Origin of the sequence: Hungatella hominis (assembly GCF_014288005.1) — a bacterium.
GTDB lineage: Bacteria > Bacillota > Clostridia > Lachnospirales > Lachnospiraceae > Hungatella > Hungatella effluvii.
Window position 1 is genome coordinate 711,725 of the sequence record NZ_JACOPB010000001.1, and the last position, 24,038, is coordinate 735,762.

Here is a 24,038-nt window from a genome sequence, read left to right on the forward strand (position 1 = left end):
GGAGGAGACGGCTGATGGTTGTAGTTGAAATGAAAAATATTACGAAACAGTATCCTCTGGTTTTAGCGCTCGATCATGTGGATTTTTCCCTGAAAAAGGGAGAAATCCTCTCTCTTCTCGGAGAGAACGGGGCCGGGAAATCGACGCTCATGAAGATCCTTTACGGAATCTGCAAAGCGGATGAGGGAGAAATCCTGGTGGAGGGGAAAAAGGTAAACTTAAGGACGCCGAAGCAGGCGATTGATCTTGGAATCGGTATGGTGCACCAGCATTTTATGCTGACTCCGGTCTTGAGCGTCACGGAGAATATCGTAGTCGGACAGGAGCCGGTAAATGGAATTCTGTTTGATAAGGCGGCGGCCGAAAAGGAAGTTCAGGAGATGATCGAGCGGTATGGTTTCCACATATCCGCATCTCAGATCGTGAAGGAGCTTTCTGTGGGGGAACAGCAGAAGGTGGAGATATTAAAGGCCATCTACAGGAACGCGAAGATTCTCATCCTGGATGAGCCCACTGCGGTTCTGACTCCGCAGGAGGTCGAGGAGCTGTTTCATATTTTAAGAAGGTTAAAAGCGGCGGGAACCAGCATTATTATTATCACCCATAAGCTAAAGGAGACACTGGAGATTGCTGACAGCATCAGCGTGCTGAGAGATGGCAGGATGATCGAGTCGGGTGTCTCCACCATAGGAGCGACTCCTGACAGTCTGGCCCAGATGATGGTTGGCCGAGAGGTGGAGCTGGGAATCCGGAGGAAAAGTGAGTGCGTCGGGGATACCAGGCTCACGGTGCTGGATATTACGCTGAAGGAAAAGGGAAGAACCGTACTAAATCATGTGGGCTTTGAACTGAAAAGGGGAGAGATTCTGGGTATTGCGGGAATCGAAGGAAACGGGCAGACGGAGCTGATCGAATGTCTGACAGGGATTCGTAATCCTGACGTTCTGGACATGGAAAAGGACGGGGAGAAGATTTCCGGCAGGCCGAAGGATTTTATCCGGAAAAAGATCGGCCATATCCCGGAGGACCGCATGACCAGGGGGCTGATCCTGGAGCTATCGATTCTGGACAACCTGATACTGGGATATCAGGACCAGTTTCAGAACAGGGGAATTCTGGACAGAAAGAAGATCAGAAGCTTTTCCGAGGGGCTCTTAAAGGAGTTCCTGATCAAATCGCCCAATTCAGGGGTGAAATGCAGCGCCCTTTCCGGAGGAAATCAGCAGAAGGTGATTATCGCAAGGGTGTTCAGTGAAAATCCGGATATTATTATCGTCGCACAGCCGACCCGCGGTGTGGATATCGGTGCGATTGAATACATACACGATCGGCTGCTGAAGCTGAGAGACGAGGGGAAGGCCATCCTTTTGATTTCTGCCGACTTAGATGAGGTGAAGAATTTAAGTGACAGGCTGATGGTCATGTACGACGGCGAGATCGTGGCGGAAGGGGAACCGGCGGATTTTGACGATATGCAGCTGGGACTTCTGATGACAGGCGCAGTGGGGAAGGGGGAACAGAGAGCGTGAAGGCAGCAGGATTGCAGTTCGATAAAAAAGAATTTCTGAATAAAAATATGTCTGCGGTGGCTCTGGTTCTGGCCCTGGTTCTGGGCGGAATCGCCATGCTGGTCTGTGGATACAATCCGTTTGAGGCGTACGGGTCCATTTTAAAGGGGGCGTTTATCGGCAGAAAGGCTATCTGCCAGACGCTGGTGCAGGCGACTCCCTTAATCTTTGCAGGACTTGCCTACACGGTTGCAAAGAAAGCGAATCTGATCAACTTAGGAATTGAAGGGCAGCTTTACATGGGCGCCCTTGGTACCAGCCTGATCGCCCTGATGCCGGTCAATCTGCCTGGTGTGATCTGGATCCCGCTGTCACTTCTGGGCGGAATCATCTTCGGCGGACTGTATGCGGGCCTGGTGGGCTTTATGAAGGTAAAGTTTGGCTCCAACGAGGTGATAGCGACCGTTATGTTAAATACCATAGCACAGAATTTTGTGGCATATGTGGTGAACTATCCGTTAAAGGAAGCGGGAAAGAGCATGGCGCAGACGGCCAGATTTTCCGAATCGGTGTGGATTCCGAAGCTGGTGGATAAGACACAGCTTACGGCGGCGATTATCATCGCAGTGGTTCTCTGCGTCCTGATTAAGCTTCTGTTTGAACGGACTGTGGTTGGTTATGAAATCAAGTGTGTCGGGCTGAATCTGAAGGCTTCCGAGACCGCGGGAATCAAGATCGGGAAAATTATGATCATCGCCATGGTGCTCAGCGGCTCCATTGCCGGTCTTCTGGGAGGAACTCATGTGCTGGGCGTGGATCACCGGCTGATTGCGGATTTCTCCTCGGGCTACGGCTTCGACGGAATCGCGGTAGCGGCTCTGGCGGCAGACAGTCCCCTGGGCGTCATCCTTTCCGGAATCATCTTCGGTGCACTGAGAGCCGGCTGTATGGTCTTAAACCGTACGACCGGAATACCGACAGAATTTATCGATGTCATTCAGGCGTTCATTATTCTGCTTGTGGCAGCGCCGCTTCTCGTTAAGGAAATTCTCAGAATCAAAAATGGCAGTAAGGGGGGAAAGAAATGATGAATCAGTTCATGTCAATCGTTACATCTACCCTCAGCATGTCCGTTCCGCTGGTGCTGGCGGCCCTGGGCGGAGTCCTTTCCGTCAGAAGCGGCGTCATGGCGCTGGGACTGGAAAGTATGATGACCATGGGGGCGTTCTGCGGAGTTCTCGGCTCCTATTATACGGGAAATGTCTTTGCGGGTCTCCTGACCGGTATGGCGGGCGGAGCGCTGTTTGGTCTGGCCCACGCCGTTCTCTGTGTACGGTATAAGGTTAATCAGGTAATCAGCGGAATCGGGCTCAACCTCCTGTCGGTAGCGGCAACCACACTGTTGATGCAGCTCTTATGGGACAACAAGGGATCGTCTCCGCAGGTGGCCTCCATTAACGCCGGTGTGTTCGCATCTCCAATCACTTATATCATGCTTTTTGCCGTAATCGCAGAGTATGTGGTTCTGTTTAAAACACGGTTCGGCTTAAGGCTGCGCATGGTGGGGGAAAACCCGAAGGCTGCGGCCAGCGTGGGGCTGGCGGTACATAAGATCAAGTATATCGGAGTCATTGCCTGCGGCGTACTGGCCGGATTGGGGGGCGCATACCTTTCCATCGACCACCTGGATATGTATGTGCGGGATATGTCGGCCGGACGCGGTTATATTGCGGTGGCAATCATGATCCTCGCAAAGTACAACCCGGTCATGGTCCTGTTCTGCGCCCTGATATTCGGTTTTTCCGACGCGGTACAGATCAATTTTCAGGGGTACGGAGTTCCGCCGCAGATTATGGCGATGATTCCTTACGTGGTGACGCTGTTCGTGCTCGCCTTCGGTGTCCGCCATATCACACCGCCTGCCGGTGTCGGAAAGCATGATGATGAATAAATACTATGAGGAAGAAAGAGGATAAAAATATGAAAGCGATAATGGTAATGTTCGATTCCCTGAACCGTCATATGCTGCCTCCCTATGGCTGCGATGACGTGATAGCGCCGAATTTTAAACGGCTGGCAGAAAGAAGCGTGACCTTTGACAACTGCTACGCAGGCAGCCTTCCGTGTATGCCGGCGAGAAGAGAGATCCATACGGGACGCTACAATTTCCTGCACAGAAGCTGGGGACCGCTGGAGCCTTACGACGATTCCATGCCGGGTATTTTAAAGGCAAACGGAATTTATACCCATCTGACTACGGATCACTGGCATTACTGGGAAGAGGGCGGCGGAAACTATGTAAATAAGTACAATTCCTACGAGTTTGTCAGAGGACAGGAGGGGGACCCCTGGAAGGGCAGAGTGGAATGGGAGGTTCCGGAGCACCTGGGCGGAAGAAAGGACTTCTGCGGAAGGCAGGAGTACATCAACCGTTATTACATGCAGGATGAGGCCAATCAGTCGATTGCCCAGAATTTCTCCAACGGGCTTGATTTTATCCGGGATAATCACGGAGCCGACAACTGGTACCTTCAGCTGGAGAATTACGATCCCCATGAACCGTATTTCACACCGGAAAGCTACAAAGAGCCGTATAAAGACGGATACCAGGGCGTGATGTTTGACTGGCCGGGATACCATGAGGTGGTGGAGACACCGGAACAGGTGGAGCACTGTATCAATGAGTACCGGGCGCTTGTGACCATGTGTGATACGTATCTGGGAAAGGTGCTGGATATGATGGACGAGTATGACCTGTGGAAAGACACCATGCTGATTGTCAATACGGATCATGGCTTCATGCTGAGCCAGCATAACTGGTGGGGAAAGATGATGATGCCGTATTATAATGAGCTGGCGCATACGCCGCTTTTCGTCTGGGATCCGAGAACCGGAGTCTGCGGGGAACGCCGTCAGGCGCTGGTACAGACTATCGATCTTGCCCCAACCTTATTGGAGTATTTCGGGCTTCCAATTCCGGCGGATATGGAGGGACGTCCGCTCCGTGAGACGATTGAGAGCGATAAAAAGATCAGAGATTATGCGCTCTTTGGCCAGCATGGAATTCATGTAAATATCACAGACGGCAGATACGTGTATATGAGATGTCCGATGCCGGATAAGGAACAGGAGCTCTTTAACTATGTGGTGGAACCGACCAGCTATCCGGGGGCAATCACGGTGGAGGAACTGAAAACGGCGGTTCTCCACGAGGGATTTTCCTTTACAAAGGGCTGTCCCATGCTGAGAATAGAGGGCGGCTACGGTATCCGTACGCTGGGATTTCCGCCGAGATCGCTGATGGAATACGGAACTTTACTTTATGATACGGAGACAGATCCGGGCCAGGAGCATCCGCTGGAGGACAAGGCGACTGAGGAGCGGATGCTCCGGAACATGGTGCGTATGATGAAGGAAAATGACGCGCCGGACGAGCAGTATGTAAGACTCGGATTGGAGCAGTGGGTCTAAAAGAAGGATTGGGGATACAGATATGTTAAATGAAAGAGAGATCATCGAAAATAGTATTGGGATTATCAGGGGAAAGACAGATTTTGTGCCTGAGATCGGCCTGATTCTTGGAAGCGGCCTGGGTGACTACGCGGAGCAGATTGAGAATCCGGTGGTGATACCGTACGGGGAGATTCCGGATTTTCCGGTCTCCACGGTGGCGGGGCATGCAGGACAGTTTGTGCTGGGAACCTGCAAAGGAAAGAACGTCATTGCGATGCAGGGCAGAGTCCACTATTATGAAGGCTACAGCCAGAGAATGATAACGCTTCCGGTGCGAATTATGAAGCGGCTGGGGGTTCAGTACATGGTGCTGACCAATGCCGCAGGGGGCGTAAACCGGAATTTTGATCCGGGTACACTGATGATGATTCGGGATCACATCAATTATTCGGGCGGAAATCCGCTGATGGGAGCGAACTGGGAAGACGACGGACCGCGCTTTCCCGATATGACCCGGGTATATGCGGCAGAACTGCGGACTCGTCTGCGGAGCGCTGCTGCGAAGAAGGGCATTAAGCTGGAGGAAGGCGTCTATATGATGTTTTCAGGGCCATGCTATGAAACTCCGGCCGAGGTTCGGCTGGCCGGAATCCTGGGCGCCGACGCGGTCGGAATGTCAACTGTGCCGGAAGCGATCGTCTGCGCGCACTGCGGGATTCCGGTGATTGGAATCTCCTGCATTACCAACTTTGGTGCCGGAATTCTGGAACAGCCGCTGAATCATAAGGAAGTGGTGGAGACCGCAGCGAGAGTGAAGAAGACGTTTGTGGAGCTGCTGGATACGATTCTGGAGGAAGTGATCGGATAGAAAGGAAGAACGGATGGATCAGAAAATTTTAAGCGCGGTGGATCATACCCTGCTGACACAGACAGCAGCATGGGCAGAGGTAAAACAGATTTGTGACGATGCAGTGGAGTACCGGACCGCATCCGTCTGTATTCCGCCTTCCTATGTGAAACGGGCAAAGGAGTATGTGGGAGACCGGATGAAGGTCTGCACGGTTATCGGGTTTCCCAACGGATACCAGACAGCGGAAGTGAAGGTGTTTGAGACGGAGGATGCGGTAAGGAACGGAGCGGATGAGATTGATATGGTGATTTCAATCGGTGCGTTAAAGGATGGCGATTATGAGACCGTGAAGTCCGAGATTCAGGCTGTGAAGGGGGCGTGTAAGGGACGGATTTTAAAGGTAATCATAGAAACCTGCCTGCTGACAGAGGATGAAAAGATTACCATGTGCCGGATCGTATCGGAATCCGGAGCCGATTTTATCAAGACCTCCACCGGATTTTCAAAAGCGGGTGCGACCTTCGGGGATATCGCATTGTTTAAAGCCCATGTGGACGCTGGCGTGAAGATTAAGGCGGCAGGAGGAATCGGAAGCGAAGCGGATGCAGAAAAGTTCCTGGCATTGGGAGCAGACCGGCTTGGAACCAGCCGGATCGTGAAGCTGGCCAAGCAGGAGCATGTGGAGAGCGATTCCTATTAAAAGCAGCCTGATAACAGGGATTCATATAGGAGCAGAAAGAAACGAACCAGGCGTTTTAAACGCCTGGTTTTTCGTATACAGATAGACGAGTGCAAGAAAAACTTAATTTTACAGAAACTCGTTCGTGCTGTATAATAGGTAAATATATACAGATTTACAAACAGACAGAATGGGAGGCAGGATATGGAAGAAGACAGGCTGTATGGATATGATGGTCCTGATACCAGAAGGGAACCGGTGGAGGAAGGGCTGACACCAGCGGAAGGGCTGGCCGGCGCGGGAGAAAGACCGGTGAATACAGAGGAAGGACCGGCGAATATAGAAGAGAGTCCGGCAGCTGCAGAAGAGGGGCAGGCAACTGCAGAAGAGAGTCCGGTAAATGCAGAAGAGGGGCAGGCAACTGCAGAAGAGGGTCCGGCAACTGCAGAAGAGGGTCCGGTAAATGCAGAAGAGAGTCCGGCAACTGCAGAAAAGGGTCCGGCAAATGCAGAGAAAGAACTGGCGAATGCAGAAGAACCAGCAGCAGAAGACGCAGCTGACTGTTACGACACGCAGAACAGCGGAACGGGATCGGATTTCCATGAGTTGAATGGATATCCGGATACCGGAAGCAGACAGTATGAGAGCTGGGGCAGAGAAGAATACAGGCAGAACGATAACTGGCAGCAGGACAACCGTGAGAGGGGCGACTGGCAGCAGGACAACTGGCAGCAGGACAACCGTCAGCAAAACAACTACCAGCAGCCCAACTACCAGCAGCCCACTCCCCAGAACAGCTATTACCGGGACGAATACCGGCAGGCGGCTAATCCTGCGTATACACAGCCTCAAAAGCAGAGCAGCATGGCGCTGGCTTCCCTGATCATGGGGATCATCGGGATCGTTACCTCCTGCTGCTGTTACGGCGGGGTGATTTTTGGCAGCCTGGGAATCCTGTTTGCGCTGTTGTCCAAAATGGGAGATACGATGGAGGGATATGCGAAGGCAGGTCTCATTACCTCGATTATCGCGCTGTTTCTGGCGGCCATGGCAATGATATTTCTATTTGGAATGATGAGTTCATCCCTTCTGTCAGGAGGTGCTTTTTAATGAAGACAACGTCAACGGAACTGAAAAAACGTGCGAAGCTTACGCTGTCAGGCAACTATGGAACAGCCGTGGGCGCCATGCTGATTGTGTACGTCCTTCTGATCGTCGTTATTATGATTTTTATCGGTATATCTGCAGTCAGCACACTCTCCTGGATCGGCGAACCCGGCTTCAACCGGGGAGGCTGGATGCGCTCACTGGCAATCGATATGGTGATTTATTTCATCGCGGTCCTTTTGGTTTACCTCATAATGGTCGGAATACGAAGGATGTTCTACCATATGTGTACAGGTCAGCCGTATTCACTGGGAGATATGTTGTTTGCCTTTACTCACAGGCCTCAAAGATTTTTAGGCGTATACTTTATCAACCTGGTATTTGGTATGATCATTGGAATCCCATATTTTGTGGTAAGCGTTTCTTCACGTATTACGGGTTATATCCCCATACTGGCAGCGCTTCAGTTTCTGATGTATCTGCTTCAGATAGTCGGAATCGTCGTGTATAGCCTGCATTTTAAGATGGCGGTTTACCTTCTGATGGAAGACCCCGAACGGACGGTGATCAGCTGCTTCCGGGAGAGCGCGGCGCTCATGAAAGGGAACAAGGGCCGCCTGTTTTATCTGGGAATCAGCCTGATCGGGATGTATTTGCTGGGGTTCGGATCGTTTGGAATCGGGTTTTTATGGATTTTACCGTATATAGAGACGACCATGATTCACTTCTATCTCGATATGAGAGATGGACCTCGCCGGGAAGAAGCATATGATTACGAGGAATCGGTTTATGACGGCAGAAGCTGTGACGGCCTTTACGGAAATGTACCGGAGTAATAATTTGTATCACACATAGGAAATGCGCATAGAATACACTAAGGAATATAGAAGGTGCAGGCTATGCGCATTTCAGATCTTAAACAAAAAGAAGTGATTAACATCTGCGACTGCAAACGCCTTGGCTATGTGGGCGACGTGGATTTTGATATGGATACGGGCTGTCTTCTGGCGATCATCGTTCCCGGGCCGGGCTGCTTCTGTGGATTTCTGGTCAGAGAAAAAGAGTACATCATTCCCTTCTGTGACATCTGTCAGGTGGGGAGAGATATTATCCTGGTGAAAGTAGATCTGGAAAAAGCTGAGGAAAAATGCAAGATATAGTGTAATATGTGCTTGCGAATCTACGGATTGTGGGGTATGATATACATAATTAAAAAGTAACGGATCCGGAGCCGCGAAAAACTGTGTATTCTTTTTTCGCGGTTTTGGGTCCTGCACAAAAAACAGTGGGATTTTTCATTTCTGAAAAGAAGGTAAGAGAAATCGCCCAACAGGAGGATAGCGACGTGAAATGTCCATTTTGTAATGAAGCAGATACAAAGGTCATTGATTCAAGACCGGCGGATGACAACAGCTCCATCAGGCGCCGCAGGCAGTGTGAGAAATGCGGAAAGAGATTTACAACGTATGAAAAACTGGAGACTCTGCCGCTGATGGTTATTAAGAAGGACGAGTCCAGAGAAGTCTATGAACGTTCCAAGCTGGAAAAAGGAATCCTTCATTCCTGCCACAAGCGTCCCGTTTCTTCCCAACAGATTGATTCCATGGTGGACGAGATCGAGACACAGATATTTAATATGGAAGAGAAGGAAGTCTCCAGCTCCGCGATCGGAGAGCTTGTCATGAAAAAGCTGCAGGAGGTCGATGAGGTCGCATATGTCCGTTTCGCCTCCGTATATCGTGAGTTCAAGGACGTGAATACGTTCATGGAAGAGATCGGAAAATTATTGAAAAAGTAGGAAGATGTATGTTTAACAGATTTTATCCGGATGAAGACGTGGCCTCTGCGTATGACATTCCGTATGACGACCTTTATAAAAAGGGAATCAGAGGCGTAATCTTTGATGTAGACAACACCCTGGTGCCCCATGACGCGCCGGCGGATGAGAGAGCGAAGAACTTGTTTTCTCAACTGCGGGCGCTTGGCATGGACACCTGCCTGCTTTCCAATAACAAAGAGCCGCGGGTGGCAGCTTTTGCAGAAGCTGTCGGCGGCTCTAACTATATCTATAAGGGTGGAAAGCCGGGCGTGAAGAATTATAAGAAGGCGATGGAGCTCATGGGGACGAGCTTAAACAGCACGATATTCGTGGGAGATCAGCTGTTTACCGATGTCTACGGGGCCAAACGGACGGGAATCAGGAGCTTTCTGGTGAAGCCGATCAATCCGAAGGAAGAGATTCAGATCGTATTAAAACGGTATCCGGAGGCACTTATCTTATTTTTTTATCGCAGGGACAAAAAGAGGAGACAGTATGATAAGCGGAAAAAGTAAAGTATGCGGAGTCATGGCGTATCCGGTGGAGCACTCCATGTCACCGCTCATGCATAATTATTACTCGGAAAAGACAGGAACAGATCTCGTCTATGTACCGCTTAAGGTGGAGCCGGGACGTGTAGAGGAAGCGGTAAAAGGAGCCTACGCCCTTAATTTTACCGGCATGAACGTCACGGTTCCTCACAAGCAGGAGGTTATGAAATACCTGGTGGATATCGACGAGGATGCAAAAGCCATCGGCGCCGTCAACACGCTGGTACGGACAGACGGCGGCTACAAGGGCTATAACACGGACGCGGCAGGACTGAAACGAGCCATGACAGAGGCGGGAATCGAAATCCGGGACCGCACCTGCATCCTGTTCGGAGCGGGCGGCGCGGCCAGGGCGGCAGCCTGCGTGCTGGCGAAGGAAGGCGCGTCTGTGATTTATGTTCTGAACCGGAGTTTGGAAAAGGCGGAGGCCCTTTCTGAGATCGTCAATGAGCGGTTCGGCCGCAGAATCATGCTTCCCATGGCCCTGGACGATTACGGAAAGCTGGAGTGCAGCTCCTGCCTGGCGGTTCAGACCACCAGCGTAGGGATGCATCCGAACGTGGATCACGCCCCGGTGGAGGATGCGGAATTCTATAAAAAGATCGATACGGCGGTAGACATTGTGTATACGCCGATGGAGACGAAATTTATGAAATACGTCCGGGCAGCCGGCGGCAAGGCCGTGGGAGGGCTCGATATGCTGATTTACCAGGGCGTTATCGCCTACGAGCTGTGGAATCCGGAGACCGTGTTTACCAGAGAGATGATCGACGGTGCGAGAGTGCTGATGCGGGAAGAACTGGAGGCGGCGCGATGAAGAACGTGATTTTGATCGGCTTCATGGGGGCCGGTAAGACAACGGTCGGGGAACGGTATGCAAAGAAGCATGGTCTCCCTATGGTGGATACGGACTGGCTGATCGAAGAGCGGGCAGGCATGACGATATCGGAGATATTTGCGCAGAAGGGCGAGGATGAGTTTCGTAGGACGGAGACGGCGGTTCTCCAGACGCTTCTTTCCGATACACAGGAAAAGGTCATTTCCGTCGGAGGCGGGCTTCCCCTGCGGGAAGAGAATAGAAGGCTGCTGAAACAGCTCGGGACCGTGATCTATCTGGAGGTGAATCCGGATACCGTGCTGAAACGGCTGAAGGGAGATACGACAAGACCGCTGCTTCAGGGCGGAGACGTGACGCGGCGTGTGGAAGAGTTGATCGCGGCCCGCGGCCCCATATACAGGGAGGCTGCTGGACTGATTGTGGATGTGAATGGACGGAGTGTCGGTGAGATTGTGACGGAGCTGGAAGAAAGGATGGGATTGGAATGAAGCTGCTTCTTTTAAATGGACCGAATTTAAATTTTCTTGGAATCAGGGAAAAAGGTGTATACGGCACTGAGGATTACGGATATCTTGTCCGTATGATGAAAGAGAAGGCGGAGAGAGAAGGACATGAACTGGATATTTACCAGAGTAACTTCGAGGGCGGCTTAATCGATAAGATCCAGGAAGCGTATTATAACGGAACGGAAGGCATTATCATCAATCCGGGCGCGTTTACCCATTACAGCTACGCGTTGAGAGACGCCCTTTCCTCGGTGGAGATTCCGAAGGTGGAGGTACATATTTCCAACGTGCATAAAAGGGAAGAATTCAGGCATACTTCTGTTACGGCGCCTGTCTGCGACGGCCAGGTTCTGGGGCTGGGACTGAAGGGTTATGCCCTTGCCATGGACTATTTGACAGGCCGTGAATAACGGCGTGTATACAGAAAATGAAAAAAATAGTTGAAAAAGGTATTATTATAGTATAGAATAAAAAGGATTAAGAGAATTTCAAGGAGGAATATCATTTATGATATCAGCGGGCGATTTTAGAAACGGTATCACATTAGAGATTGATGGTAATGTTTATCAGATTATGGAGTTCCAGCATGTAAAACCTGGTAAGGGTGCTGCATTTGTTAGAACTAAAATTAAAGATGTAGTGAACGGCGGTGTAGTAGAGCGTACTTTCCGTCCTACAGAGAAGTTCCCGGCTGCCAGAATTGACCGTGTGGACATGCAGTATTTATATGCGGATGGCGATCTTCATAACTTTATGGATACGAACACTTACGAGCAGATCGCACTGAGCCCGGAAGTAATCGGAGACGCATTAAAGTTCGTGAAGGAGAACGACATTTTAAAGGTTTGTTCTTACAATGGAAAGGTGTTCTCTGTTGAGCCTCCGTTATTCGTAGAGCTGGAGATCACTGATACAGAGCCAGGCTTCAAGGGTGATACGGCACAGGGCGCTACAAAGCCGGCTACCGTAGAGACCGGAGCAGTCGTTTACGTTCCGCTGTTTGTGGATCAGGGCGATAAGATTAAGATTGATACACGTACTGGGGAGTATTTATCCAGAGTATAAGAACAGGATACGCCGCAGACTAAAGCAAAAGACGGTAAAAGAGTGTGGTAAATGTTGGCCTGGAGGCCAGGATTTACTACCCTCTTTTACCGTCTTTTTTGATTTGATTTAAAGTACGTTTAAAACAGGTGATAAAAATATTTTTAAAACGAAGTTACAGAAATATTGATAAAATTCGATAAAAATGTTAAAATGTAACTTCAATGGAAAATAAAAGAAAAAAAGAGAATGATATCGCAGATAAGAGAAAACAGAACGGGATATCAAAAGTGAAACACAGAGGAGGAAAAACACGTATGAAGAGAGCAGCCGCATGTCTGCTTGCATTGTGCCTGGTCGTACAGGGACCGGCAAGTCTGATGACCAGCTTTGCTGATTTCGGGCAGAGAGGAGTGGCGTCACCGTCGAACAGCGTATCGGCGAGTCCTTCTGATGCCTGGAAAGAGAGTGACAGCGACAGTAAGAATGGGGAATTAAAGGTAGAAATTCGTGGAGTCCTTCCTGTGCAGAAGGCTGCGGAGTGGGAATTGTTTCTGACAAAGGACGAGGAACTGACCGATCAGGGTTCGGTGCAGTATGAGGCCGTGGAATCGGCCGGGGTCTATTCCTCCGGCAGTTACACATTTACAGACCTTCCGAAGGGGAAGTATCAGCTTCAGGTGAAGGCGGTAAATGGCGGTTATGAGGACTACATACAGAAAAATATTTCAATTAACGGTGACCGGGCGTCGATTCTGCTTTTAAACGACTACCCGGACAAATACGGCTATGCCGGGGATAAAATGCCCGGTGTAATCCGGATGGGTGATGTGAATGATGATGGAACGATCGACAGCGATGATATGGAGGCTTTCATTGACGCCATTGATGAAGCAGACGGTAATTTCGCAGATTCCAGGTTCGATTTTAATGGAGACGGGCAGATAGATCTTGTAGACCTTCAGTATTTTACCATCTTCTATAAAAATAAGAGCAATACAAAGGCGACTGTGACGAGGCAGGCCCTGGTGGATCCCGCTGCTGTTGGTGTTGCGTCATCCAGCAATGCGACGTTCTCCGAGGAGACGCTGAAGGAAGTGTTTGCAGGAAATGGCAGCGAGGCTTTGACACTTACAGCGGAGACTGCGATCACACCGAAAACACCAATTGAGATCACCGCAGACTTGGGACAGAGCTTAAAGGCGGAAGGATTTACAATCCAGCCGGTTACAGGTTCCGGAAACACCATCAAAGACGGCTGGGTCGAGGTTGAATTGGAAGGCGAAGAGAAGCCTGTCGTATTCAGGATTGAGAATGGCGTGGCGGAAAGACAGACAGGGACAAGGATGCGCGCGGCCTTTAGAAGCGCGCCTGAGGATTCCGCCGCTGGTAAGACCATTGTCATCGATTTGGGCAAACAGGTGGCGATCAAGAAGGTGACGATCAAAGTGACGGCTACATTAGAAAAGGAGGCCACTCTGGTCGAGATATCCAAGGTGGAATTCTTAAATGATATGGAGAGCAGAATTCCGGAGCCGGAGATGAACATCCCGGAGGACTTAAAGGCTGTGGCAGGCAACGAATCCTTTGATTTAACCTGGAAGCGCGCGGTAAATGTAACCGGCTATGAGGTCGAGATTACCGGTGAGGTAAAAGGCGGAGTCAAGTCTGAGGTTCTGTCGGTATCGGAAAACCGTTTAAGCGTTAAGTCAATAAAAAATGAGGACCTGATAAACGGAAAAGAGTATACCGTGCGGGTGCAGTCTGTAAACGGGGCGTGGAGAAGCGGTTACAGCACGGCTATGAAGGTGACGCCGGAAGCCTCCAAACGGCCTGATCCGCCGGAGGGAATTACGGTAAAGGGCAGTTACCGCAGTCTCGATGTGTCCTGGAAAAAGATGAAGGATACGGATACGTATTCTCTGTTTTACCGGGAATACGATGATGCCGACGGTAAATACACCAGAATCGACAACATTGAAAATACCAGCCAGATGATCCCGAATCTAAAGGATGAAACAAAGTACGATATCTATCTGACCGGTACGAACAAAATGGGGGAAAGTGCGCCTTCCATGCACTACAGTGGAACGACCGAGAGCGTCAATGCCCCCATAACGCCAAACTACAAACTGATCAATGTGGCAGGGGAGAACGGCGGAACCGAACATATCAAAGCGGTAAACAACCACGGCGGAAATGCAGACAGTGAATTTGCAATTGTGGACAACGATATGGTATCCGCGTGGGTGCGCAACGACTGGGATGCGGGCTGCGTTTATCCGGGTGAATCAAAATCACCAACGGTGACCCTCGACGACAGCTATACGATGGACACCGTGGTCCTTATTCCGGATCCGGCTCAGAAGTTTGCATATACCGATGCGACCTTCTTCTACTGGCCGGAGGGAAGCAGCACACCGGTGCAGGCATCAGGCACCTTCAGCAGAAAAACCAGCTCTAACGGGAAAGTATATTATGAGTTCCAGACGAAACAGCCGGTAACGACAGACCGGATTCAGGTCAGACTGACGGCAGGATATGGCTCTTCCAACAGAATCAGCATTGCGGAGATGAAATTCTATCACTACGATCCGATTGAGCATGAGGTATACGATCTGTTTGCAGATGATATGCACATTTCTTTGAAGGAAGGGGTGACTCAGGAACTTATTAGCAGTCTGAGGGCGCGTCTGGATGAGAAGGATGAGGTAAGCGGGGAATTCCATCCGAAGAAAGAGATTCTGGAGAGAGAACTGGATACGGCAGAACAGCTTTTAACGGATGAGGCTCTGGCTGGAATTCTTACCATAGATAATCACGTAACGAAAAATGCGGATGGCAATATTACTTTTAAAGGCGGATTAAACGCCTGGCAGCCGCTAGGCATTACAGCCATGGCCGGAGACACGGTGCTGGTCTATGTGGGCAGCCCGTCCAGGAAGACTGGAGACAGCACGAACCTGCGCCTTATAGCGACTCAGTATCACGGGGAATCCAGCGCATGGTCGAACACGATCGGCATGCTGAAAGCGGGAGTTAATGAGATAACCATACCCCAGATCACTGCCCTCGACGTGGAGCAGGGCGGACAGCTTTACATCGAATATACCGGTGATCAGGATAAGGAGACCTACAGTGTGAGAGTCAGCGGAGGAAATCACATTCCAACGCTGGATATAACGAGAGCTTCCGATTCCAATGCGAAGAGAGCACTGGTGACGAAGTATGTGGAAGATCTGGAGGCCAGCACAGCGGAGCTGGAGGCAGACCATGAGAACCATAAAAAAACGCATGACGGAGAGTGGAGCACTGCGCGGAAAAACTGTATTCTGGGCGCCACGGATATCGTGACGAGATATATGATGTATTCCGTTTCCTCCCAGCAGATACTCGCCGGTTTATCAGGCGGAACTACGGAGGAAAAAGCGGAGCAGCTGTATCAGGCGCTGACGGCGGCCGATGAGATGGTAAATCTCTTCTACCAGCACAAGGGACTGAGCAGCGATCCCGATGCCGGAGTGAAAAATAAACTGCCGGTCAGCCGGCTGAATCTGCGTTACCAGAGGATGTTTGCAGGCGCATTTATGTATGCGGGCGGACTGCATATCGGAATCGAGTGGGGATCCGTACCGGGCCTTACCAAGTCCGTACCGGTGAAGACAACGCCGGAAGGCAAATACGAAAGCGGCCAGTACTTTGGCTGGGGCATCGCTCATGAGATCGGCCATGAAATCAATGAAGGCGCATATGCCATAGCCGAAATCACCAATAACTACTTCTCTGTGCTGGCGCAGGCCCGTGATACGAATGACAGCGTGCGGTTCCAGTATCCGGAGGTTTATAAGAAGGTGACGTCGGGCGTAACGGGGCGGTCCTCCAATGTATTTACACAGCTGGGATTATACTGGCAGCTTCATCTTGCATACGATATGGGCGGTTATAACTATAAAACGTACGATACGTATAAGGAACAGTTCAACAATCTGTTCTTTGCCAGAGTAGATTCCTACGTAAGAAATCCGGGATCGGCGCCGAAGCCGGGCAACGTGGCGTTAAGCGTAAGCGGAGATGTGGACAACAAGCTCATGCGTCTGGCTTGTGCGGCGGCTGAAAAGAATATTCTGGAGTTTTTCGAACGCTGGGGTATGGTGCCGGATGAGAACACAAGAAAGTACGCGGAGCAGTTTGAGAAAGAAACAAGAGCGATCTGGTTTGTAAACGATGAGGCAAGGGCTTACGTGCTGGAAAACGGCAAAAATGGTTCTGTCGCAGCCAGCGCCACGGTCGAGGCTGACTTAAGCTACAGGCCGAATTCCAACGAGGTGACAATTCATCTCGGAAGCCAGTCGAAGCAGCCGGAGGCAATGCTGGGATACGAAATCTACCGTTCCGAAACCATCAAGAGCCATGTAGAGAAGAAACCGGTCGGCTTTGTGACCGCAGACCAGACAGAATTTGTCGATTCCATTTCTACTATTAACAACAGAGTTTTCACCTACGAAGTGGTAGGCTACGACAAGTACTTAAATGCCACAAAACCGGTGGTACTGGAGCCTGTTAAAGTCTCCCACGGCGGTGTGATTGATAAGTCAGACTGGACCGTGACCACGAACATGGTCTCTGCAGAGGACAAAGTGGATGAGGAGATAAATCCGGATGTGGTAACCATGGAGGCCATCGGAAAGGTCATCGACAACGATGCAGGAACTACCTATACAGGAAAAACGGTAGCCGGAAGTAATGGAAAAGTACCTGCGGCCTCTGTTACCATTCACTTAAACAGAGAAGAGACTATCACTGGTTTCACGTATAAGCTGAGTAAAGCGGATAACGCGGCCGGAAGTCCGATCGGCAATTTTAAAGTGGAGATCAGCGATACCGGCGCAGATGATTCCTGGACCCAGGTCAAGGCCGGAACCTTCGCTGTAGCGCAGGGACAGCTGGCGAACGGCAGTCAGACTGTCTACTTCAACAAGAATGACGACACATGGCTGTATGCCTATGACACCTCATACGTAAGGATTACGGCGGTGGACCAGAAGGGAACCGATATTTCCATTTCGGAGATTGATCTGCTGGGTCAGACCGGAGACGACATCGACTTTGGTCAGACAGATTCCATTGGCCTTTTGAAAGAGGATTACCATGCCGGAAATGGAGAGAGCGGCGAAGCCGTTATTCCGGCGGGCTCCCTCCTGTTCACAGGAACGTATAAAGGGAATCCGGCGTACAATGTGGTCCTGCTGTATGATGAGCAGGGAAAGATTGTGGGCGGTACCGATGCAGGAGGAAATATATTGGCAGCACAGATGATCTTTGCGGAAGTGCCGGAGCACGGAGAGCTGGGTGAGACCAGCAGCGGAACGTGGATCTATTACATCGAACCCGAAAACCTTAAAAATGCCGCTCTTCCAAAACGTGTGAGAGCGGAGCTCTACCGGGTAGACAACGCACATGACAACAGGGGAGAACGTCTTGTCAGCAACACTCTGTTTGTCGATGTGCCGGAGACACTGCCGGAGATCGAGATAAAAGCACAGGACTGAACGTACAGGAGGAGAAAATATGTTGCAGCGACTTATGAATAAGAAAGTAATAATTGGCCTGCTGGGAATCCTGATCCTGCTTGCAGCGTTTGGCCGTATTATGACAACACCGGCGGAGGAATACCGGTTTGTCACATGGGAAAAGGGAACCAATGATCATGAAGTAAAAGTGAGTATCATGCTTTCTGCACGGGAGGACGTGCAGAAAGCGGGAACCTTTCAGGTTCAGCTCGGAGTTGCCTCCGATGATTCGGATGGGATAGAGAGCATAGATTTTAAGTTCGACAGCACCATAAAAAACAATTCCGATATTACGGTGCAGTCGTATCGCTATAACCGGGATAAGGGAACATTTACGATCTACGTATCGGGTACAGCGGATAATATCTTGAAAAAGGGTACTGCATTGAATCTTGGAACGATTGTGGTAACCGCGGACAGTGATGTGACGTTTTCGGTTGAGACGGAAGGCTGCAAAGTAGCCGATGAATCGTTTACGGAAAGGACGCTCACTGTGTTCGGAAGTCAGGACGATTATACGGTTAAGCAGGATGCGGCAGATGACGAGACGCCGGATGGCACGGCACCGGATGAGACGCCGGACGGAACGACGCCGGACGAGACGCCGGATGGAACGATACCGGACGAGACACCGGATGGAACGACGCCGGACGAGACGCCGGATGGAATGGCACCGGACGAGACGCCGGACGGCAATGTACCGGAAGAAAAGCCAGAGCGGGAAGATTCCTCAAACAGTGTGTGGAATGATCCGGAAGAAACGAGCGGAAGCTGGAAGGCAAAGGACGGAATCTGGAACTTCGAAAAGGAGGACGGTACCTATGCGCAGAGCGAGTGGATCAAAGTCGGCGGAGAATGGTACTGGATCGGTGCTGACGGCCGGATGATTACCGGTTGGATTCATTTAAACAATGTCTGGTATTTCTGCAGCCCGTCAGGGGCAATGAAGACCGGATGGGTCAATACCGGAGACCACTGGTTCTATTTCAACCCGTCCGGAGCGATGAAGACCGGCTGGGTTCAGGAAAAAGGCTATTGGTATTATATGGGAGAATCCGGAGCGATGAAGACCGGATGGGTTCAGACAGACGGAAAGTGGTACTACCTGGATGAATCTGGCCATATGCTGGCAGATACAGTGACACCGGACGGCGGCAGAGTCGATAAAAATGGTGTCAGGGTCGATTGAACAGCAGAATATATGGAATAACAGTATATATGGAATAATAGAATAAAAATGCGAGGGACTGTTTTAGGAGTATTCTTAAAACAGTCCCTCTTCTGGTATTAAACGCTTACAATTTTGAGCACATCTGTTATCGCTGTTTCATTTTCCTGCACAAAATGAAACAGTTTTGTTGCATCCTCCGCGCACCGCACGTCGGAAATTCCAGTGTACCAGGCGGCGAAGAGAAGCTCGATATTTTCCATTACCCAGGGAAATGCCTCCTTTTCCACGGCGGTCAGTGAAATCTGGCTCTCATATCCGGCCACCGTTTCAGCGATCATCTGAAGCCATTCATTTTTGCCGGGTCGGAGAGCTTCCTCCCCTGCCAGCAGCCCCATCAGGAAATAGCAGAGATCGAAAATCCTGATATTTTTCTGGCTTAAGTCGAAATCGATGTAACCGGTAAATTCGCCTTCCTGGAAAAGGAAGTTTCCAAAATGGACATCTCTGTGAATCAGCTGGAATGGAAGCCTGTCATACACGTGTTCCAGGCTGGAAACGGCGGTCTCATAATCAGACTGTGCAATTACCGACCAGCCATATTTGTTCAGTTCATCCTTTACCCAGCCCTTCATCTCGCTTAACAGGCTGTTGTCCCAGAAGTCCAGCTCCTCCTCACATGTCTGGAAGGCCAGATGAAGCCTGCCGATTATTTGACCCATCTGACAGGCCAGCTTTTTCACCTCTTTGATATCCTTTACTGGTGCTCCGGGAAGTTTCCTTGTCACCATATAACAGCGCTCATCGCTGCATAAGTAATCCGTGCCCTCGCTGGTGGAAATCACTTCGGCTGCCGGTATGTCCATGGAGCGCAGCACCTTCATAATCTGTACATTCCGCTCCAAATCACTGAACCTTTCATATGCCTTTAAGATATAGGTTTCTGAGACTTCCCATACGCAGTCCTGGATCTGCCGGATTTCCCCGGATTCCAGACCCCAGTGTCCGATCAATGCAGATAGTTTCATTTTCTCCTCCTCAAACTGTTTTCGTTCTCCGGCGATAATCCGGTTAATCAGGTATCTTGTCCGCAATGCAGTGCTATGATGCCAGTATACCATATAAAGAAGTCGGGAGGCTGCTCATTCACTATTCTGCCAGGAAAATAATCACGGCTTCCCTCGGACTCCCCTGCTTGCTTATATACAAATAAGCATAAGTTTGCCTGGTATGGAGTTTGATATTTCATTCAGGCCATGGTAAAATAGAAGCTAAGTCAAATACCCCGCAGCAAGCCACAGGGCATCAAATTTGAGGCGCAGCAAGCTGCGGGGTATTTGATCCTCGCGGCAGTCGCCGGATGGACATGCCAGCATGTCCATCCGGCTCGTTGCTCGCGGGAATTAATGGATCGAATGAAAAAGGTGGTTGAGATATGATGGAGCAATTATCGCTTTTTGATGACCGGGCTGCCGTGGGGCCGCTGGCAAGCAGGTTGAGACCGAGTGGGCTGGAAGAGTTTGTAGGCCAGAGGCACCTCCTGGGCGAGGGGAAGGTGCTGCGCCGGATCATTGATCAGGACATGGTGTGTTCCATGATCTTCTGGGGACCGCCGGGAGTGGGAAAGACCACGCTGGCGAGAATTATCGCCAACCGGACCAGGGCTTCCTTCGTGGATTTTTCCGCCGTCACAAGCGGAATAAAGGAAATAAAGGAAGTGATGGCCCAGGCGGAGCGGGACCGTCATATAGGTCTGCGTACGCTCGTATTTGTGGACGAGATCCACCGCTTTAATAAGGCCCAGCAGGATGCATTTCTTCCCTATGTGGAAAAGGGAAGTATCATCCTGATCGGAGCAACAACGGAGAATCCCTCGTTCGAGATTAACGCGGCTCTTCTTTCGAGATGCAAGGTTTTCGTACTCCAGGCACTCCAGACCGATGACCTGGTAATGCTTCTGCACCATGCCTTGACGAGTCCTCTCGGGCTGGGCGATCAGAGAATCGGGATTACGGAGGACATGCTCCGGATGATCGCTCAGTTTGCCAATGGCGACGCGAGAACGGCACTCAATACGCTGGAGATGGCAGTCTTAAACGGGGAGATCAGCGCGGAGGAAACCACGGTGACAGCCGAGGTGCTGGAGCAGTGCATCAGCCGTAAGTCCCTTCTGTACGATAAAAATGGCGAAGAGCACTACAACCTGATTTCCGCCCTTCACAAATCCATGAGAAACAGCGATCCGGACGCGGCGCTTTACTGGCTCGCCCGTATGCTGGAGGCCGGAGAAGATCCACTCTATGTGGCAAGGCGGCTGATCCGTTTTGCCAGCGAGGATATCGGCATGGCGGACAGTCAGGCGCTTACTCTGGCGGTCTCTGCCTATCAGGCCTGCCATTTTAACGGGATGCCTGAGTGCAACGTAAATTTGGCACACACGGTGATCTACCTGTCCATGGCGCCGAAATCCAACTCCGCCTACGCGGGCTACGAACACTGCAAGGAGGACGCCCTGCATACGCTGGCAGAGCCGGTTCCCTTAGTGATCCGCAACGCGCCGACGGGACTGATGAAGGAGCTGCATTACGGAGAAGGCTACCAGTACGCCCACCAGACAGAGGACAAGATCGCCGCCATGCAGTGTATGCCTGACTCCCTGAAAGACAGGAGGTATTATGTCCCCACGGAAGAGGGGAATGAGAAGGCGGCGAAGAAGCGGCTGGAGGAAGTGAAGGCATGGAGAGAGGCGCATGGGATGTAAGGGCAGGCAGTAAAGAATTATTTTCTGCGGATTGAAGCTGGGGTTGAGAATTGAAATTTATCTTACGTGGAAACTAATCTGCAAATTTTATTGAGGGTATCCAGGGGGATAAGGAGATGTCGTATATTGCTAAAATTACTGAGAGTACTCATTATGAAGTATATAAGGAATATGAGGCAGTTCTTCTAAAAATAAAATCATCGGAGCGAATTGTAATAATTGGCGATTTTTATGGCGATGTTGAAAAAGTAATTATTTCGCCGAAGGAAGAGTACTGCATCATGGCAGGCTGTGGAGTGATTGTCTATTACTTAAAAGAACCATTTGCTCCTTATGACTATAAGAAGAAAACTAGACAATGGAAGGAGTGGTATAGAACCGGAGACATATGGACCGAGTCGGTGATGTTAGACAGTAATGATCATTTAGTTGTAAAAATGGAAAATGGAGATATTAGCAAAATTAAATTGATTTGACTTGGAAAAATGACTTAGGAAAAGAGAGCAAACGCCTGGCTTTGTATAGAAAAGGGGGAGATGTGGTAATGGCAGAAGACAGCGGAGGAGCCAAAGTAAAGGTAGGAAAAGTTTTAATGAAAGTGTCCCTGGAGACAGATGTTAGGAGGTGGGAATCTTCCACCAGCTACGCAAATTTTTTGTATACCACAGAAATGCTATGAAAGTATATGTAAGACAAGAAGAAAGCCGCATACATAACGATGACATTAAGTGGTATTTAGCGGATGAATCATTATGGATTACTAAATATGACAATTATGCGGATATAGAAAAAAGCATGGGAAATTCGTATTTTACAGCATTAAAACTATGGGAAGAGGATGAAAATAAAACGTTTGCACTAATCAAACTTCTGGAAGAGATGCAAAAATATAATGATGCCAACAGTTTGGCAATAAAAGAAAGTTTGACCAACACTCTATCTTTTTAAATGAAATTAATGTATGTTTTAATTGGAGTCTGAGTCTGTGCACTACAGCATTGCTGTGGGACAGTTCAGGCAAGATTTTGATTGAGAAGGTGTGTATAAAGTGAATGAATTAAAATACCCATCAAAAGAAACAATAAAACGATTAACATTAGAATTAAGACTGAAAGATACTGATGAGTATACTCAAGATTGGGATTATGAAGTAACAAACGTTAATCAATTACCAGATTATATTGATTTTTATAAAAATAATCAGTTGAATTTGAACGAAAAATCAAGCATGACAAAAACGGCCATAAAATAATTTTTATCGGCCGTTTCTGTCATAGTGCCATATACAAATGCAGGTTCAGGCTCTACTCCCCATCCCTTTCGTCATTCCCATCTTTCCCCAGATCAACCATCGGCCCTTCTGTGCCTTCCGGTGCCGTTGCCCCTCTCGTTTGGGCGTCATCCGTCTGCTCTAATTCCTCCTGGGATTTCCGGAGTTGTTCTCCCTGACGAAGCGCCAGCTCCGATGCTTTGTCATGCAGCTGTCCGGCTTCCTGCTCGGAACGTCCGATGGAGTCCATCTCATTTTCTATGAGGGCGCCTACCGTGTCGCCGCCGAGTCCCTTGCTCACTAAGGCGTCGACGTGAGCCGCTCCAAGATCAATTTCCGATTCTTTGATTCTGGCTTCACCCTCTATGTGGCTTTGAACTGCGGAAATCTTTTCCGCATGGCGGAGATCCTGGGAGACTGCGGCCAGAGTTGTAAGGTGTTCGGTCGTCAGCTGATCGTCGGTTTTACTTTTGTCTTTTTTGTCAGAACTCTTTTTGTCTTCCGGCTCTATGCACTGTTTGGCCTGCTGGGTGTAGGCGTTAGAGATCTGTTTATCAATGGCTTCGATCTGCTTCTTGTACGATTTGAGCTGATCCTTGATGTCCTCCATCTTTCCGCCGTCGCCTAATGTCGTTTCCACCAGACTGTTTCTTTGATCCACAAGCGCCTGTTTCTGCTTGGTCAGATTCTCAATCATGTTTATTAATTTACCCTGAGGGGAGAGGGTGAAACGGTCGTTTTTCGGACGGTTTCCCAGTATGCCCCCGCTCTTCTTATCCTGCCCTGACTGGTATTTGGCGAATGATGCATTTACCCGTGCGGTATTGATAAGCGTATTCTTATGCAGGTTGAAATTCAAATTTACTCTCATTCCATTTCCTCCGATCTTTGATGTCCGTTACTATCCTTATCGT

Annotated in this window: 24 protein-coding genes; 22 read left to right on the forward strand and 2 right to left on the reverse strand. The window is 49.9% G+C overall.

The window, feature by feature from the left end; genetic code table 11:
- Positions 1-14 precede the first annotated feature (14 nt).
- From H8S75_RS03300 to H8S75_RS03380, 17 genes are all read left to right on the forward strand, one after another.
- Positions 15-1,529 (forward strand): ABC transporter ATP-binding protein, encoded by a 1,515-nt coding sequence (locus H8S75_RS03300; protein ID WP_187019287.1) that lies wholly within the window; start codon positions 15-17, stop codon positions 1,527-1,529.
- Positions 1,526-2,596 (forward strand): ABC transporter permease, encoded by a 1,071-nt coding sequence (locus tag H8S75_RS03305; RefSeq protein WP_002603586.1) that lies wholly within the window; start codon positions 1,526-1,528, stop codon positions 2,594-2,596. Before H8S75_RS03300 ends, H8S75_RS03305 begins: the two co-directional genes overlap by 4 nt.
- Positions 2,593-3,459 (forward strand): ABC transporter permease, encoded by an 867-nt coding sequence (locus H8S75_RS03310; RefSeq protein ID WP_002603587.1) that lies wholly within the window; start codon positions 2,593-2,595, stop codon positions 3,457-3,459. Before H8S75_RS03305 ends, H8S75_RS03310 begins: the two co-directional genes overlap by 4 nt.
- Before the next feature lie 29 nt (positions 3,460-3,488).
- On the forward strand, positions 3,489-4,979 hold the full coding sequence (locus tag H8S75_RS03315) for a sulfatase (protein ID WP_187019290.1): 1,491 nt from the start codon (positions 3,489-3,491) through the stop codon (positions 4,977-4,979).
- Between the two features lie 22 nt (positions 4,980-5,001).
- Positions 5,002-5,829, forward strand: a complete 828-nt coding sequence (locus H8S75_RS03320) for a purine-nucleoside phosphorylase (protein WP_002603589.1) — start codon at positions 5,002-5,004, stop codon at positions 5,827-5,829.
- 13 nt (positions 5,830-5,842) lie between these two features.
- Positions 5,843-6,511, forward strand: coding sequence for a deoxyribose-phosphate aldolase (gene deoC / locus H8S75_RS03325; protein ID WP_187019292.1), 669 nt, complete (start codon positions 5,843-5,845; stop codon positions 6,509-6,511).
- Positions 6,512-6,694: 183 nt separating this feature from the next.
- Positions 6,695-7,600, forward strand: coding sequence for a hypothetical protein (locus H8S75_RS03330; RefSeq protein WP_187019294.1), 906 nt, complete (start codon positions 6,695-6,697; stop codon positions 7,598-7,600).
- Entirely contained in the window at positions 7,600-8,433 is an 834-nt protein-coding gene (locus tag H8S75_RS03335) for a DUF975 family protein (RefSeq protein WP_187019296.1), read from the forward strand. Before H8S75_RS03330 ends, H8S75_RS03335 begins: the two co-directional genes overlap by 1 nt.
- Before the next feature lie 63 nt (positions 8,434-8,496).
- A complete protein-coding gene (locus H8S75_RS03340; protein WP_002603593.1) occupies positions 8,497-8,757 on the forward strand; it encodes a PRC-barrel domain-containing protein in 261 nt (86 codons plus the stop codon).
- 185 nt (positions 8,758-8,942) lie between these two features.
- The gene (nrdR, locus tag H8S75_RS03345; protein ID WP_002603594.1) at positions 8,943-9,395 is read left to right on the forward strand and encodes a transcriptional regulator NrdR; all 453 of its coding nucleotides are present in this window, start codon (positions 8,943-8,945) and stop codon (positions 9,393-9,395) included.
- An 8-nt stretch (positions 9,396-9,403) separates the two neighbouring features.
- Entirely contained in the window at positions 9,404-9,931 is a 528-nt protein-coding gene (locus H8S75_RS03350) for a YqeG family HAD IIIA-type phosphatase (protein ID WP_187019299.1), read from the forward strand.
- The gene (gene aroE / locus H8S75_RS03355; protein ID WP_187019301.1) at positions 9,912-10,784 is read left to right on the forward strand and encodes a shikimate dehydrogenase; all 873 of its coding nucleotides are present in this window, start codon (positions 9,912-9,914) and stop codon (positions 10,782-10,784) included. Before H8S75_RS03350 ends, aroE begins: the two co-directional genes overlap by 20 nt.
- On the forward strand, positions 10,781-11,293 hold the full coding sequence (locus tag H8S75_RS03360) for a shikimate kinase (RefSeq protein ID WP_187019303.1): 513 nt from the start codon (positions 10,781-10,783) through the stop codon (positions 11,291-11,293). The genes aroE and H8S75_RS03360 overlap by 4 nt, the downstream gene beginning before the upstream one ends.
- The gene (gene aroQ, locus H8S75_RS03365) at positions 11,290-11,721 is read left to right on the forward strand and encodes a type II 3-dehydroquinate dehydratase (protein ID WP_055653093.1); all 432 of its coding nucleotides are present in this window, start codon (positions 11,290-11,292) and stop codon (positions 11,719-11,721) included. Before H8S75_RS03360 ends, aroQ begins: the two co-directional genes overlap by 4 nt.
- Positions 11,722-11,818: 97 nt before the next feature.
- On the forward strand, positions 11,819-12,376 hold the full coding sequence (efp, locus tag H8S75_RS03370; RefSeq protein WP_002603599.1) for an elongation factor P: 558 nt from the start codon (positions 11,819-11,821) through the stop codon (positions 12,374-12,376).
- 296 nt (positions 12,377-12,672) lie between these two features.
- The gene (locus H8S75_RS03375) at positions 12,673-17,904 is read left to right on the forward strand and encodes a fibronectin type III domain-containing protein (RefSeq protein WP_187019305.1); all 5,232 of its coding nucleotides are present in this window, start codon (positions 12,673-12,675) and stop codon (positions 17,902-17,904) included.
- 19 nt (positions 17,905-17,923) lie between these two features.
- Positions 17,924-19,114, forward strand: a complete 1,191-nt coding sequence (locus tag H8S75_RS03380; RefSeq protein WP_187019306.1) for an N-acetylmuramoyl-L-alanine amidase family protein — start codon at positions 17,924-17,926, stop codon at positions 19,112-19,114.
- Positions 19,115-19,212: 98 nt separating this feature from the next.
- Here the strand turns inward: H8S75_RS03380 and H8S75_RS03385 are convergent, their stop codons facing one another.
- Positions 19,213-20,121 (reverse strand): phosphotransferase enzyme family protein, encoded by a 909-nt coding sequence (locus H8S75_RS03385; RefSeq protein ID WP_187019308.1) that lies wholly within the window; start codon positions 20,119-20,121, stop codon positions 19,213-19,215.
- A 410-nt stretch (positions 20,122-20,531) separates the two neighbouring features.
- Here H8S75_RS03385 and H8S75_RS03390 point away from each other — a divergent pair, with 410 nt between their 5' ends.
- From H8S75_RS03390 to H8S75_RS03405, 5 genes are all read left to right on the forward strand, one after another.
- Positions 20,532-21,854, forward strand: coding sequence for a replication-associated recombination protein A (locus H8S75_RS03390; RefSeq protein ID WP_187019631.1), 1,323 nt, complete (start codon positions 20,532-20,534; stop codon positions 21,852-21,854).
- Positions 21,855-21,970: 116 nt separating this feature from the next.
- On the forward strand, positions 21,971-22,330 hold the full coding sequence (locus H8S75_RS03395) for a hypothetical protein (RefSeq protein WP_187019310.1): 360 nt from the start codon (positions 21,971-21,973) through the stop codon (positions 22,328-22,330).
- Positions 22,331-22,398: 68 nt separating this feature from the next.
- Entirely contained in the window at positions 22,399-22,533 is a 135-nt protein-coding gene (locus H8S75_RS33040; RefSeq protein ID WP_279288621.1) for a hypothetical protein, read from the forward strand.
- Positions 22,530-22,802 carry a hypothetical protein gene (locus tag H8S75_RS03400; RefSeq protein ID WP_187019311.1) on the forward strand — a complete coding sequence of 91 codons (273 nt, stop codon included), beginning with the start codon at positions 22,530-22,532 and terminating at the stop codon, positions 22,800-22,802. The genes H8S75_RS33040 and H8S75_RS03400 overlap by 4 nt, the downstream gene beginning before the upstream one ends.
- 100 nt (positions 22,803-22,902) lie before the next feature.
- Complete coding sequence (locus H8S75_RS03405; protein WP_187019313.1) at positions 22,903-23,106, forward strand: hypothetical protein; 204 nt, start codon at positions 22,903-22,905, stop codon at positions 23,104-23,106.
- Between the two features lie 52 nt (positions 23,107-23,158).
- Here the strand turns inward: H8S75_RS03405 and H8S75_RS03410 are convergent, their stop codons facing one another.
- A complete protein-coding gene (locus H8S75_RS03410) occupies positions 23,159-23,995 on the reverse strand; it encodes a hypothetical protein (protein ID WP_187019315.1) in 837 nt (278 codons plus the stop codon).
- Between the last annotated feature and the right edge of the window lie 43 nt (positions 23,996-24,038).